Source organism: Nostoc sp. (genome assembly GCF_036917465.1).
In the GTDB taxonomy this organism is placed as follows: Bacteria; Cyanobacteriota; Cyanobacteriia; order Cyanobacteriales; family Nostocaceae; genus Nostoc.
This window is the reverse complement of the sequence record NZ_JBALDL010000056.1, coordinates 41,001-54,655: the sequence shown is the minus strand read 5'-3', so window position 1 is coordinate 54,655 and position 13,655 is coordinate 41,001. Positions and strand designations below refer to the sequence as shown.

Below are 13,655 nucleotides of genomic sequence, written 5' to 3'. Positions count from 1 at the left end.
TGTTAAATCAGGGAGAGTTAATAATTAAATGGGGAAGAAAAATAAAAAATAAAGGTAATGCTGCTATTGCAAACTAAATGTGGAACAGCTTATTAAGTAGACCTATTGCAAAAGTCCCTAACATCCACCCCCAACCCTCCCCTTAGCAAGGCTACGGTGTACACACAAGTCTTTGAGAGTGGCCTCATAGGCTTTTGATCCCCCCAACCCCCCTTCAAAAGGGGGGCAAAAGTCTCTTAAAGTCCCCCAATTTATCGGGGGATTTAGGGGGATCTCCAACGATTTTGGGTTTGTACAAAGATGTGTGTACACCCTAGCCTTAGCAAGGTGAGGTTCTTATATTTTTGATTTATGCAAGAGGTCTAGTATAAAAATGTTAAGAGTTATCATTATGGTTGCCAAAGCGACTTTAAATAATTGACAGCCCAGCAGTAAAAATATGTTATGACCACAGACAACTTCATCCTTCGCCCAATGAACAGATCGGAAGTGGACTTGGCGATTACTTGGGCAGCAGCCGAAGGCTGGAATCCAGGCAGGTATGATGCTCAATCTTTTTATCAAACTGACGAGCGCGGTTTTTTCTTGGGTGAGTTGAACGGTGAGCCTGTAGGGTGTGTTTCTGCCGTAGCTTACGATCGCTATTTCGGCTTTCTTGGTTTTTACATTGTGAAGCCGCAGTATCGTGGGCTTGGATTGGGTATACAAATTTGGAATCAGGCGATCGCTTATCTATCTACTGACCGTAACATCGGTTTAGATGGCGTAATAGCTCAACAAGATAATTACAAAAAGTCTGGTTTCCAAATTGCTTACAACCATATTCGTTATCAAGGGGTTGGCAAAGGTATTGTGCCTCCTGGTATTGTTGAACTAAGAACAGTACCTTTTGAGAAATTACTGGCTTACGATTGCCAACTTTTTCCCTCTGAGCGATCGCTGTTTCTGCGACATTGGATTGAGCAACCAGGAAGTGCTGCATTAGGGGTTCTCAAAGATGGGTATCTTACTGGTTATGGAGTTATCCGCCCTGCTTATACAGGTTTAAGGATTGGGCCGTTGTTTGCCAATGATGAGAAAATTGCTGAAGCCCTATTTCTTGCCTTGCTTGCACAAAATCCTGATGTTCCAGTCTTTATTGATGTGCCAGATATCAACTTACAAGCGATCGCTTTAGTTCAACATTATGGATTACAGCCAATCTCTCAAACTGCTCGGATGTATACCAAAGGAATGCCTAGCTTACCTATTAATCGTGTGTTTGGTGTGACAAGTTTGGAAGTCGGTTAGAAACAGTTGGTGAAGAAAACTAATTCAACAATTAACAGTGAGAAAAAAGATTTGTTAGAGATGTTGAGCAACACGATCTCAAAACATATCAAGAATATTTAGATTTTAAAAAAGGAAGAATAAATGATTATAATCTGCTGGGTCTGCTTGAACTTTAAAGAGAAGTATAGGCAGTCAGTTAGCATAGATTAACACTCTATTGAAGTGGACAACATTAATTTGAATAGCCACAGTTAAGAGCAAACAGTTATGGTTGTTAGCATATTCTCACAAACTAGCTCAACAGGCTTATGAAAATTAGAGCAATTATTCATCCAGCAGAAGAAGGCGGTTATTGGGCAGAGGTTCCCGCGCTTCCTGGTTGTATTACCGAAGGAGACACCATAGAAGAAGTGATGACTAATTTAAAAGATGCTATTGAAGGTTGGCTTGAAGTTGCAAACAGTCGTAATGCAATTGAGTCAACAGATCAAGTTGTCGAAATTGCTGTATGAAATCGATTTCTGGCAAGCAACTTTGTAAGATTGTGGAACAAAAAGGTTGGGTTTTGCAAAGAATTACTGGCAGTCATCATATTTATGAAAACCCGGAAGTACAAAAAATCCTGTCAATTCCTGTTCACCGCAATCAAAATTTGAAAGTTGGAACCTTGAAAGCCTTGATGAAAATAGCCCAGCTATCTGAAGAAGATTTACTTTAATTTCAAATTACTGCTCTGATTCATCCACTAACTTGCTTGGTTCACCAGGGTAAAAATCATAGTCCACAATCTCTGCCAAACTGTAGGGACACTCTACCGGAAAGGTTCGCTTGGACAAATCTGTTTCTCCAACAGCTAATTCGACACCTTTAAGGTAGGCTTTGCAAAGTGCTTCTTCAAGGTAAGGCTTTAGGCTAGGATTGTCTTCAAGTAGTTCAGCAATATCTAAGCGTTGAATACGAAGTGTTGCTAACCAGCTACGACTACGGCGTTGCGACTGGTATTGCCATTTTAGTAAATGTCCAATCAACACACTCAGACGGTTTCGCAGTTCTTGACGTTGCTGTTTACCCAAAGATTGAATCTCCTCAATTAGATTTTGCAGATCAATCTGACTCCACTGCTCATTACGAAGTAAAGTAACTTGTTCCTGTGTCCAAGCATAAAAATCAGTTTCGTAGAGGCTTGGTGAAGGCAAAGGGTTTGGTATCTTTGGGTTTGTTTCAGGTACACGCATTAGGTTAGTTTAACCTCAACGTCTTTGCTTTTATTGTATAACTGTCTCAAACTCCGGTAATTCTGCTATTAAGAGCGATCGCTATAAACTAAACTAGAAAAAAACTAATTCACCTAGAACAAAAAACGCCCCCCATTTCTGGGAGGCGTTTCTTATTTAGCTAAATCTTCAGAATTAACCGTTGATAGCAGGAGCAGTCATTGCTACAGGAGTAACTTTACCAGCAGCTAAGTCTAGGGGGAAGTTGTGAGCGTTACGCTCGTGCATTACTTCCATACCCAAGTTAGCGCGGTTGATTACGTCTGCCCAGGTGCTGATGGAGCGACCTTGAGAGTCAATGATTGATTGGTTGAAGTTGAAACCGTTCAGGTTAAACGCCATCGTGCTGATACCCAAAGCGGTGAACCAGATACCGATAACAGGCCAAGCTGCTAAGAAGAAGTGCAGTGAACGGCTGTTGTTGAATGAAGCGTATTGGAAGATTAAACGACCGAAGTAGCCGTGGGCTGCAACGATGTTGTAGGTTTCTTCTTCTTGACCGAATTTGTAACCGTAGTTAAGGGACTCGGTTTCGGTGGTTTCACGCACCAAGGAAGAAGTTACTAGAGAACCGTGCATCGCAGAGAACAAGGAACCGCCGAATACACCAGCCACACCTAACATGTGGAAGGGGTGCATCAAGATGTTATGTTCTGCTTGGAACACAATCATGAAGTTGAAGGTTCCAGAGATACCCAAAGGCATACCATCAGAGAAAGAACCTTGACCGATAGGGTAGATCAAGAATACTGCACAAGCAGAAGCCAAAGGTGCGCTGTAAGCTACGCAGATCCAAGGGCGCATACCTAAGCGGTAAGAAAGTTCCCACTGACGACCAAGGTAGCAAGCGCAACCGATCAAGAAGTGGAAAACTACCAACTGGTAAGGGCCACCGTTGTACAACCACTCATCTAGGGAAGCAGCTTCCCAAATTGGGTAGAAGTGCAAGCCAATAGCGTTGGAGGAAGGAACAACTGCACCAGAGATGATGTTATTTCCGTAGATTAAAGAACCTGCGACTGGTTCGCGGATACCATCAATGTCTACTGGAGGTGCTGCGATAAATGCGATTACGAAGCAAGCAGTAGCAGCTAGTAGGGTTGGGATCATTAGGACACCAAACCAACCGATGTAGATCCGGTTGTCAGTGCTGGTAATCCACTCGCAAAAGCGATCCCATACGTTAGCGTCGGAGCGCCGTTGTAAGGTTGTGGTCATTATTTTATAAGTGCTATTTTTTGTTAAAAATGGAACAAGCAAATATTGTTTTTGCCTATTGAATTAGAGTCTACATGAAATTACTTGGACAGGAGCTTTGACTTAATATTGTGTAATAAATTTCTTTAACAAGCCCATCAAAATGTAAAGTTTTCCTTAGATGGTTAATAGCTATCAAAGTAAGTAATTGAGGCTTTTCCAGAGATATTAAGCTATAGTTTTCAACTATGCGATCGCCTAGTTTATTGTCTTTACATTCTTTTACAAATAACCCCAACTAATTTGTAACGAAATAATAAGTTGTACGTTATCTTATGTTGCTGTAATTGTTTGTAAGTAGGTAGGCGTAATTAAATATAAGATCAAACCTCACCCTCAATCCCTCTCCAAAGTATCGGAGAGGGAAGCCGGAGGCAGGGTGAGGTTTGATATTTAATTTGACCCACTTACTTAGAAACTTAAAAATCAAAGTAGATGTAGGGCAAACTGCCTTCAGGAGCTAATAACCAAACAGCGTAGAAACAGATGGGAACAAAGACAAGCTTAATAGGCCAGTTAAACTCTAACTTCAGCATTCGGTTGAAGGCATAGACTACAGCCATAAGAGCAGCTAAAATTAGAAGTACCCAAGTGAGTTGGTATTGGCTGATATTTAAGGCATCCACATAGACTTTTTGAGCAAACTGGGCATCAGCAGGATAACCCCAAAGGTGTCGAATTACCAAAGAAGAGTCTTCGAGATTAGGTAGACGAAACCAAATCCAAGAGGTAAAAACCATGAGTTGGGTTAAGAACCAACCAAAGAAGATACCTAAAGGATTTTGCCAGAATTGCTCCAGATTTTCAAAGCGATCGCTCATTGCATCTGTAAGTCGATGAATCACCAAGGCTAACCCGTGGAATATGCCCCAAACTACATAACCCAAAGCAGCACCGTGCCAGATACCAGCTATTAGCATCACAGTAAATAAATTCCAGCAGGTACGGACTAAACCCTGACGCGAACCACCCAAAGGAAAGTAGACATAGTTTCTTAGCCAATCTCCTAGAGTGATATGCCAGCGCCGCCAAAATTCTCCAATACTGGTGCTAAAGTAGGGAAAGTCAAAATTTTCAGGTAAAACTAAGCCGAAAAGCAAAGCACTGCCACGGGCAATATCTACATAACCGTTGAAATCTAGATATAACTGCAAGCCGTAGGCGAATGTCGCTAACCAGAGATCGGTACTACCCGCCCGTTGTAAGTTACCAAAACATAAATCGACAAAAATTCCCAGATGGTCTGCAAAAATACCTTTCTTGACTGCGCCTCTAGCAATTAACCATAGCGCCTGTGCTACTCTATCGGCACTGGGAAAGTCTAGCGTATTGAATTGATTTGCTAAGTTGTGGTAGCGCGTAATTGGGCCGGAAATCAGTTTTGCAAAGAATAATTTATAGGTGGCAAATTTGAGAAACTGATCGCTAGCAGGCGCACCGCGATAGACATCTATTAAATAAGCAATGCATTCAAAGGTAAAAAATGAAATACCCAAAGGTGCAATCAATTTAAAAGAGCTATCTGGTGAGTTTGTTTGGATATTGAAAACAAACTTAAATAAAGGGGTAAAATACTTAAAAGCTAATAATAGTAAAACATTGAGAGTTATACCTAGCCACAAAACTTTTAGACGACGACGATTCCAATCACCTTGAGCAAATTGCCACTCTTCATTAGAGATTTGCCAGTCAAGGGAATGCTTTCCTGGTGATGTATTTTTACCAATCTCCAGCCCCACACGGAAATTGATAAACGTCAATGCTAATAGCAATGGTATGTACTGGATATGCAAAGATGAATAGAAAACTAAACTAGCAATTAGCAGCGTCCATAATCGTAATTTTTCTTGTGCTAAAGACCAGTAAATCCCTAAAACACTCAGCAAGAATAGCCCATAGAAAATTGATATAAAGTTCATTTTTTAGTCATTTGTCATTTGTTATTGGGCATGGGGCATTGGGCATGGGACATTGGCCAAACAGGGGCATGGGGTATTGGACAGAATTAAAATTAACTCTTTTCTCTTATTTCCTTCATCTTCCCCTGCTCCCCTGTCTCCCTATCCTTACTTCACTGGCCAAGGAATCATGGGATCGTTAGCCAGTTTTTTGGAAACTTCGTATGCTCCAAAGCGGTTGAGGTGGCTGGGATCGGAAAAGTAGTCATTGGCTTTTGGCCACCTTTGGCTCAAATCTCGATAGATAAAGTTGGGATTAGTCGCTTGACGCAACATATATTGCTGAAATTCTTGCTCATATCCTGTACGCACTGGATCTAAATAATCTGCCGTGAGAGGCATGTTGACAAACACTAAGGAAATTTTTTGAGACTGGGTAAACTGAAGCACTTCTTGGAAAGCAGTATCTTGCTGTCCTTCTATTTGAAAAGATTTATAGTCGTTGTCGTAATTTCCGGGAACTCTAGAATGTTTTTGATAGTATCTAGCAGGATTGAAGCGGATTGACAAAGCTAGAAAGCCATCAAAATCAACTGCTTGCTGGGAAGTACTCTCATCTGAGGTTCCGTCTGTTTGCTGTTTTTGTGATGCAACTGTTTGATTGTTACCAAATATAAGCAGTTGTTTTTGCAATAAACTTTTTATTTGATCGCGGTTTGCATAGCTACCAGAAAGAGATGCTAGAGCCTGATTTAATGAATCGTTGACAGCTTGATATGGGCTAATCTCCTGTTTTTCTTCTTTTACTTTCTGTTCACCGGAAATTTCCTGGTTTTCGGTTGAATCGCTGCTATTTGCAGTCGTTGGCGCTTTTTGGAATGCTTGTTTATAACCAGCTGATGCAGCAATGGATTTAAAGGTAATATCTTCGCGTCCACCGTTGAAAGCACGGGCCCCATCTGCCCAAACAATTATTTTAGGCAGTTCTGATGGTTCCAGTACGTGGCGAAGCAGAAAGTCTACAACTTGTGCAGTAGCACCATTGATTCCAAAGTTAAATACGTCAATATTTGGATAACCTTGAGTCGCTAAAGCTTTAGAAAGTTCTCCTGGATCTACTCCTCTGAGGGCGCGGGAGGAACCAATAACCAATACATCTGGCGGTGTACCATTTATAGCCAAACGCTGTTTATAGAGTGCCAGTTGCTCATCTAACTGCCTAACATTGAAACTTGGCATCTGCGATCGCGCTGCTAAAAGAATAGCTGTTGCGGTTGCTTTTTCCTTCAGTGGTGCGGCTGCCAAATTATTTATCGGAGTCTCATCACTTTGCGTAAACTCAGAGGCATTAAATACAGAACTCTGATTTGCAGGAGATTTTGTTTTAGAAGTGCTGCTAAAAAATGGCGTTTTCTCGGTTTGAGTTTTCCCAGATGTTAAAGATGCCTTTTGTCCAGATGGTGAAGGTAAAACACTGGCCACTTTGGGCAAGCTCGGTTTAGTCTGTGCAATAATTCGACCCAATACCCAATCAGTTTGGAGAGTGAGTAATAATCCAAGCATCCCCCAAACTAGAGCAATCTTAAGTCCTTGATCGTCAGGATTTTGTTCTGCTGACTGGTGGCTTTCGGTAAATAGCTGGCTTTTTAACAAGAATTTTTTCGCGGTTGCACTAGTCGTTGCTATCCAATCTCGCGCTACTTCTGTTACAAAACTTTGAACTTCTTGTGTGGTTAAATCGGGGCGCAAAATTGGCTCACTAGTCTCAGAGGTTACGAGATCGTCAATGTATTTAGAAGTAGCAGCGAATTCTGGGGTTGCTTCTGGTACTAAACGTTGGCGATGTTCGAGATCAACGCCATAGTTCCAAAAAGGTTCTTTATTCCCAGCCCGGCGACCGTATACACGTATTCCCATAATACCGGGAATTTTCAAATGGCGGATAAACTGCGTAATTTTACTTGCTACTTGTTGACGCGCTGGACAAACAGGCGCATCACATAAGATGTGCAGTAAATCATTTTTGTTCAGCAAAAGGACGCGAATTCCACCTGTCAATAAACGCCAATCCAAATCAGGATTGAGTATACGCTCCAGTAAAAATACGATCGCTGGTTCATCGCCAGTATTGGCCAAATCTAGGGGTGATGGGGCAAAGGCGGGATGGGTTGTGGCGGGTAAAGCTAGCCAATCAATCCAAGTGGGTTGTGTGTCGCCTGCTTTTTGTCCGTATATAGTGGCGGCAAGAATGCCTTGAGGTGCGATCGCTTCTAACTGGGGTAAAATCGCCTCTAAGCACACCGCTTTGTCGGGGATTGGGGCAGTTCCTAAAGGATCAAAAGCTGGTGTACAAAAAATATGTAGGGTTGATTCTTTCAGAGAAACTTGGACAGCAACTTTTAACTCTGACAATACCTCAGTTAATAATCGCGCGATCGCTTGGATATCTCCCCAGCGCGCCCATTCTTTGAGCATTACCTCTGCTGGTGTCAAATCAACCCGCAGCAGCCAATCAGGGGCAGTTTCACCCCTTACTTGGGAAACAATTACAGCATCTTGGTAGCCGGAAAGCTTGAGATAACGCAACTTTTGTGCTATTGGTTCCGCAAGCAAAGATGCATCAGGACTATAGCTCGATTGGCAAAATATCCACAGGCGATTTTCTTCCCCCTGAGAATTATTTGATTTATATGGCTTAATCTTTGCCTGTACCGATACACCCAAAGTACTCAGAGTTTCGCTGAGATATCTGGCGATCGCCTCTGGGTTCCCTTGACGTGCCAAACTTTCGTTAGAGACAATTAGCGCCCCAGCCGATTGTTTTAATTTTTGCGAGTCTGCTAGCAAGGCTTGCTCTACCTGCTCCAGATGCTTATCTATTTGATTCAAGTAAACCCGATGGCACCATTTAGGGCGCTGTTCCCCTTTTCTTCGGCCATAGACAAATACTTGATATATTGAGGTTTGTTCGCTGCTTGTGAGAGTATCTAAGTTTGTTTGCTGTAGTGCTTGCAGCAAATCAGACAAAGTACGCCAACGCTGTGGACATTCTGTACCTTCACAAAGAATATGAAGGTCATTTCCCCGTAACCGGACTTTCACCCCGAAAGTGTTAATCCCTGTGGCTTGGCTTACCCATTGGACTAAGGATTGCTGGCGATCTGGTAATACTGTTTTCATGGGAACTTAACTTTACAGTCAGCGATTGTTGGGGGATAGTGCCTGCACTTGTAAACTAGAACCATCTGTTTATCACACTCTGACGTTTTTTTTTAACAATTTTGTTACCTTCGTAGCTCACAAAATCGGCCAAGATAGTCTTGTACAGGTTGCAAGTCTGACTAATATTGAGTTTTGCGTTTATTTTACTAATAGGGAGTCAGAAGTCAGAAGTCAGAAGTCAGAATAATTCTATATGAGTAGCTGATGACTTGTCCTTTAATCCCGGACTCGTCTCTACTGCGCCTGATGGACGAAATAGACAACAAGCTTATCTCATTTCAACTCGATCCTTTTATGCTTGGAGTCATCTTAACTCCTCACTCTTGTACAGACGCGATTCATTGCGTCTCTCCAAACTCCTTTTGACTCATATTCCCATAACCAAAAATTAGCAATGACTCCTGCCAACCAAGAACCCGCAACTAACCCGCCATCCCATCTCGATTTATTTACCATTCCTAAATCGTTCCTTTTACAAGTAGGTACAGCGTCTATATTACTGTTGCTCATTACCGGAAAAACTACCGTAAAGGCACTAGAAAGCATAGGGGAAGCCAGCGAAGAATTGTTTCGAGGCGATCGCCTACCCATTCTCGACTTCCCAGAGGATAGTGAAACCGATCAAACTTAGAAAATATACACCAAAAAATTATTTGCTCAGGAATAACCCGATGAGCATTCAGTAGAAAACCTAGAAGCGTAAACAGTTATTAGCTTTACAAGATAGAGAATATGGGTTCCCTTTTATACTCTTCGTCTCAAACTGCGGATATATACCCGGTGTCGGAATTATTTTTGCGTCATCGTCTCCAGGTAGTGGAAGAATTGTGGGAGTCAGTTCTCCGGCAAGAATGCGGTCAAAACATGGTAGACTTATTGCGGCAACTGCGCGATTTGTGTTCGCCAGAAGGACAGGCAAGAAATGACCAAGCATCTTCAGCCGTCAAATTAATTGAACAACTAAATATCAACGAAGCAATCCGCGCGGCTCGGGCTTTCGCTCTGTATTTTCAGCTGATTAACATCATTGAGCAAGAATACGAGCAACGGCAGCAACTGAGTCGCTATGAGGCAGATACAGAGGCTATAGAGCCAGTAACACCATCCAATGCCAACTATTCGTCTAATCAAAGGGAAGATGATGCGCCGGTTAGTAAGGGAATAGCAACAGTCTTCCTGAGAAAAAATTATCTAGAAAAAGCGCAAGTCAAACCACAAGGGACTTTCGCTGCTTTGTTTCCCTATTTATTCAAATTGAATGTACCACCCCAGCAAATTCAACGTCTAATTGCTCATCTTGATGTGCGTTTAGTTTTCACAGCGCACCCGACGGAAATTGTTCGTCATACTATCCGCGATAAGCAGCGTCAGGTGGTGCAACTTTTGCAAAAGCTGGATGCTTTGGAAAACCATTCTGGTAATACACCAGGAGCATATCCTTGGGAAGCAGCAGATGTCCGCGAACAATTGCTCGAAGAAATTCGCCTTTGGTGGCGCACCGACGAACTTCACCAGTTTAAACCTACAGTGTTAGATGAAGTAGATTATGCCCTGCACTACTTCCAAGAAGTTTTATTTGATGGCATTCCCCAACTTTATAAACGTTTCAAACACACTCTATCTAGTACCTTTCCTTGGCTAGAACCACCGAGTAAAAACTTTTGCTCTTTCGGCTCCTGGGTAGGCTCAGATAGGGATGGAAACCCATCAGTTACACCAGAAGTCACCTGGCAAACAGCTTGCTATCAACGCAAAATGGTGCTGGGGAGATATATTCAGTCAGTGAAAAATCTGATTGAATTATTGAGTGTGTCGATGCACTGGAGTGATGTCTTGCCAGATTTGCTGGAATCTCTAGAGTTAGATCAATCCCAGTTGAGTGAAGTGTACGACTCACTGGCGTTGCGTTATCGACAAGAACCCTATCGGCTCAAACTAGCTTATGTACTGAAACGGCTCGAAAATACTCGCGATCGCAATCTTGCTTTGTACAATCGAGAAACGCCAAAAAATCAAGATAGTCCCCTGTATAGTTCAGGAGACGATTTTTTAGCAGAACTGCGGATGATTCAGCGCAACTTGACAGAAACAGGTTTAAGCTGTCGAGAATTAGAAAATCTCATCTGTCAGGTAGAAATTTTCGGTTTTAACTTGACACAACTAGATATTCGTCAAGAATCATCCCGCCACGCCGATGCGCTGAATGAGATCCTGGAATACCTGCAAATATTACCTCAGCCTTACAACGAACTCTCTGAGGAGCAAAAAGTTGCTTGGCTTACAGGAGAACTACAAACTCGTCGGCCGTTAATTCCGGCAGAATTGCCATTTTCGGAAAAAACCAACGATGTAATTGAAACTTTTCGCGTCGTGCGATCGCTCCAACAAGAATTTGGCCTCAACATCTGCAAAACTTACATTATCAGCATGTGCCGCGACGTAAGCGACGTACTAGAAGTCTTACTGTTAGCCAAAGAAGCCAGACTTTTTGACCCCGCCATAGCCGTGGGAACCATTCAAGTTGTCCCCCTATTTGAAACAGTAGAAGACTTACAACGCTCCCGAAGCGTCATGCGAAAACTGTTTGAACTCCCCTTATATCGGGCTTTGTTAGCCGGCGGCTACGAACAGATAAAGGCAGAAGATGTCGATGAAAATTCATCCCCCCCTGCCTCCCCTCTCCCCGTGAACTTACAAGAAGTAATGCTGGGGTATTCTGACAGCAACAAAGATTCTGGTTTTTTAAGTAGCAACTGGGAAATTCATAAAGCCCAAAAATCACTGCAAGAAATAGCAGAAAACTACGATCTAAGTTTGCGGATTTTCCACGGACGCGGCGGTTCTGTGGGGCGGGGTGGCGGCCCTGCTTACGAGGCGATTTTAGCTCAACCCGGTCATAGTATCAATGGGCGAATCAAGATTACCGAACAAGGAGAAGTTTTGGCTTCTAAATATTCCTTGTTGGACTTGGCATTATACCACATGGAAACCATTACCACTGCCGTAATTCAAGCTAGCCTGCTGCGGACAGGGTTTGATGACATTGAACCCTGGAATGAGATTATGGAAGAATTAGCAGCGCGATCGCGTCAACATTATCGGGCTTTAATCTACGAACAGCCTGATTTTGTTGACTTCTTCCACGAAGTAACTCCCATTGAAGAAATTAGCCAGCTACAAATCAGTTCCCGTCCAGCCCGCCGTCCATCTGGTAAAAAAGATTTAAGTAGTCTACGAGCTATTCCTTGGGTATTTAGCTGGACACAAACCCGCATTTTACTTCCTTCCTGGTATGGCGTTGGCACAGCTGTCCAAGAATTTTTGGACGAAGAACCAGAAGAACATTTGAAATTGCTCCGCTACTTTTACATTAAGTGGCCCTTTTTCAAAATGGTGATTTCTAAAGCCGAGATGACTTTGGCAAAAGTAGATATGCAAATGGCACATCACTACGTTCAGGAATTGTCAAAACCAGAAGATCAACTTCGTTTTGCTAAGGTTTTTGAGCAAATTGCCAGCGAGTTCTATCTCACAAGAGATTTGGTGTTGAAAATCACCGATCACAATCGACTGTTAGATGGCGATCCTGTTTTGCAGCGATCTGTACAGTTACGTAATGGCACAATTGTCCCCTTGGGATTTATCCAAGTTTCCCTGCTCAAACGTCTACGCCAATCTATGAATAGTAATGCTACTTCTGGAGTCATCCATTCTCGTTACAGCAAAGGGGAGTTACTCCGAGGAGCATTGTTAACTATTAATGGGATTGCAGCTGGGATGAGAAATACAGGGTGAATGGGGCAGGGGGCAGGGGGAGAGTAAGTTGTTTTGATTCGATGAAATTGGATAATTTATTTCTTGGAGTTCCCTAGAGTGAAGTTACAGTAAGTTTTTCCCCTCTGCTCCTCTACCTCTTATGCCCAATGCCCAATGCCCAATGCCCAATGATTAAAAACAGAGTTTTAGTTTGCACTTTTTTGGCGCTGTCATCAGGTTTTTTTGGTGCTTACATCAGTGGGCAAATCACCATAATGCTGCATAGTCAAAAGTGCCAAAATCAACCTTGGGGTTTCAAAGAGATGTGCAACGCTTGGATGACACCAGGAGCAATATGGCAAGGTAGCACAACAGGATTATGGACGGGAACTATTTTAGGCGGGTTTGTTGGGGGTTTGGTGACGCGGCAAGTTCGTGATTAATCTCGGCAGGAAAAAGGTGTCAGTAAGGCTGGTAAAATCTACCCATAGCCTTAAGAGCAAATCACTATGCCTACTGAAACTAACCCAGGGAATCCAACTACCACGGGTGCTGACGCTATTGATGAAGCGATCGCACAGGGAATTGATTTTGATGGTTCTCCCATTCCGCCTGCCAAATTAGAACTTTATGGTAAAGTCATGGCGCTAGAAGGTAATAGACAGCGCAGTGGCGTATCTAATACTATGCGCTCGCGCATTGTGCGAATTGGTGCAAAACACATTCCCCAACCAGAACTCGACCAATTACTTGTAGATGCTGGTTTCGCACCCCTAAAAGAAAAAGAAATTGCCTTTTTTTATAGCGGTAAATAAATATAGCAGCGCAGCACAGCCAGAACTCATATAATTCGCAGCTATACAAACATGTAAAAAAACGAACTATTAACCCATCCATAACCTATCTATCCTCAGCAATCCGTTAATCTAATTTCCTAACTGAAATGGCGTGAGCAGGGGCTAATTTACCAAAATAC

General features: G+C 42.6%; 11 protein-coding genes. 7 read left to right on the top strand and 4 right to left on the bottom strand.

Going from position 1 to position 13,655, the window contains the following annotated elements:
* Window positions 1-444 precede the first annotated feature (444 nt).
* The 3 genes from V7K38_RS11765 (at window position 445) to V7K38_RS11755 (ending at window position 1,990) form a co-directional block, all read left to right on the top strand.
* Window positions 445-1,290, top strand: a complete 846-nt coding sequence (locus V7K38_RS11765; RefSeq protein ID WP_334857938.1) for a GNAT family N-acetyltransferase — start codon at window positions 445-447, stop codon at window positions 1,288-1,290.
* Window positions 1,291-1,580: 290 nt separating this feature from the next.
* Window positions 1,581-1,784 carry a type II toxin-antitoxin system HicB family antitoxin gene (locus V7K38_RS11760; RefSeq protein WP_229494755.1) on the top strand — a complete coding sequence of 68 codons (204 nt, stop codon included), beginning with the start codon at window positions 1,581-1,583 and terminating at the stop codon, window positions 1,782-1,784.
* The gene (locus V7K38_RS11755; RefSeq protein ID WP_334857935.1) at window positions 1,781-1,990 is read left to right on the top strand and encodes a type II toxin-antitoxin system HicA family toxin; all 210 of its coding nucleotides are present in this window, start codon (window positions 1,781-1,783) and stop codon (window positions 1,988-1,990) included. Before V7K38_RS11760 ends, V7K38_RS11755 begins: the two co-directional genes overlap by 4 nt.
* 7 nt (window positions 1,991-1,997) lie before the next feature.
* Here the strand turns inward: V7K38_RS11755 and V7K38_RS11750 are convergent, their stop codons facing one another.
* The 4 genes from V7K38_RS11750 to V7K38_RS11735 form a co-directional block, all read right to left on the bottom strand.
* Window positions 1,998-2,507 (bottom strand): DUF29 domain-containing protein, encoded by a 510-nt coding sequence (locus V7K38_RS11750; protein ID WP_334857934.1) that lies wholly within the window; start codon window positions 2,505-2,507, stop codon window positions 1,998-2,000.
* A 174-nt stretch (window positions 2,508-2,681) separates the two neighbouring features.
* The gene (psbA, locus tag V7K38_RS11745; protein WP_334857932.1) at window positions 2,682-3,764 is read right to left on the bottom strand and encodes a photosystem II q(b) protein; all 1,083 of its coding nucleotides are present in this window, start codon (window positions 3,762-3,764) and stop codon (window positions 2,682-2,684) included.
* Between the two features lie 458 nt (window positions 3,765-4,222).
* A complete protein-coding gene (locus tag V7K38_RS11740) occupies window positions 4,223-5,722 on the bottom strand; it encodes an MBOAT family O-acyltransferase (protein ID WP_334857931.1) in 1,500 nt (499 codons plus the stop codon).
* 147 nt (window positions 5,723-5,869) lie between these two features.
* Entirely contained in the window at window positions 5,870-8,881 is a 3,012-nt protein-coding gene (locus V7K38_RS11735; RefSeq protein WP_334857929.1) for a DUF1574 domain-containing protein, read from the bottom strand.
* 436 nt (window positions 8,882-9,317) lie between these two features.
* On the opposite strand from V7K38_RS11735, the gene V7K38_RS11730 reads away from it, so the two are divergent.
* The 4 genes from V7K38_RS11730 (at window position 9,318) to V7K38_RS11715 (ending at window position 13,494) form a co-directional block, all read left to right on the top strand.
* On the top strand, window positions 9,318-9,554 hold the full coding sequence (locus tag V7K38_RS11730; RefSeq protein ID WP_334857928.1) for a hypothetical protein: 237 nt from the start codon (window positions 9,318-9,320) through the stop codon (window positions 9,552-9,554).
* A 101-nt stretch (window positions 9,555-9,655) separates the two neighbouring features.
* Window positions 9,656-12,718 carry a phosphoenolpyruvate carboxylase gene (ppc, locus tag V7K38_RS11725; protein WP_334857927.1) on the top strand — a complete coding sequence of 1,021 codons (3,063 nt, stop codon included), beginning with the start codon at window positions 9,656-9,658 and terminating at the stop codon, window positions 12,716-12,718.
* Between the two features lie 149 nt (window positions 12,719-12,867).
* Window positions 12,868-13,122 carry a hypothetical protein gene (locus V7K38_RS11720; protein ID WP_334857926.1) on the top strand — a complete coding sequence of 85 codons (255 nt, stop codon included), beginning with the start codon at window positions 12,868-12,870 and terminating at the stop codon, window positions 13,120-13,122.
* A gap of 66 nt (window positions 13,123-13,188) precedes the next feature.
* Window positions 13,189-13,494, top strand: a complete 306-nt coding sequence (locus V7K38_RS11715) for a small RNA NsiR4-regulated ssr1528 family protein (RefSeq protein ID WP_334857925.1) — start codon at window positions 13,189-13,191, stop codon at window positions 13,492-13,494.
* Window positions 13,495-13,655 lie beyond the last annotated feature (161 nt).

What these genes read in the sequence shown, in the direction of transcription:
- V7K38_RS11765 (WP_334857938.1), top strand. Translation starts at nt 445, where the DNA reads ATGACCACAGACAACTTCATCCTTCGCCCAATGAACAGATCGGAAGTG.
- V7K38_RS11760 (WP_229494755.1), top strand. Translation starts at nt 1,581, where the DNA reads ATGAAAATTAGAGCAATTATTCATCCAGCAGAAGAAGGCGGTTATTGG.
- V7K38_RS11755 (WP_334857935.1), top strand. Translation starts at nt 1,781, where the DNA reads ATGAAATCGATTTCTGGCAAGCAACTTTGTAAGATTGTGGAACAAAAA.
- V7K38_RS11750 (WP_334857934.1), bottom strand. Translation starts at nt 2,507, where the DNA reads ATGCGTGTACCTGAAACAAACCCAAAGATACCAAACCCTTTGCCTTCA.
- psbA (WP_334857932.1), bottom strand. Translation starts at nt 3,764, where the DNA reads ATGACCACAACCTTACAACGGCGCTCCGACGCTAACGTATGGGATCGC.
- V7K38_RS11740 (WP_334857931.1), bottom strand. Translation starts at nt 5,722, where the DNA reads ATGAACTTTATATCAATTTTCTATGGGCTATTCTTGCTGAGTGTTTTA.
- V7K38_RS11735 (WP_334857929.1), bottom strand. Translation starts at nt 8,881, where the DNA reads ATGAAAACAGTATTACCAGATCGCCAGCAATCCTTAGTCCAATGGGTA.
- V7K38_RS11730 (WP_334857928.1), top strand. Translation starts at nt 9,318, where the DNA reads ATGACTCCTGCCAACCAAGAACCCGCAACTAACCCGCCATCCCATCTC.
- ppc (WP_334857927.1), top strand. Translation starts at nt 9,656, where the DNA reads ATGGGTTCCCTTTTATACTCTTCGTCTCAAACTGCGGATATATACCCG.
- V7K38_RS11720 (WP_334857926.1), top strand. Translation starts at nt 12,868, where the DNA reads ATGATTAAAAACAGAGTTTTAGTTTGCACTTTTTTGGCGCTGTCATCA.
- V7K38_RS11715 (WP_334857925.1), top strand. Translation starts at nt 13,189, where the DNA reads ATGCCTACTGAAACTAACCCAGGGAATCCAACTACCACGGGTGCTGAC.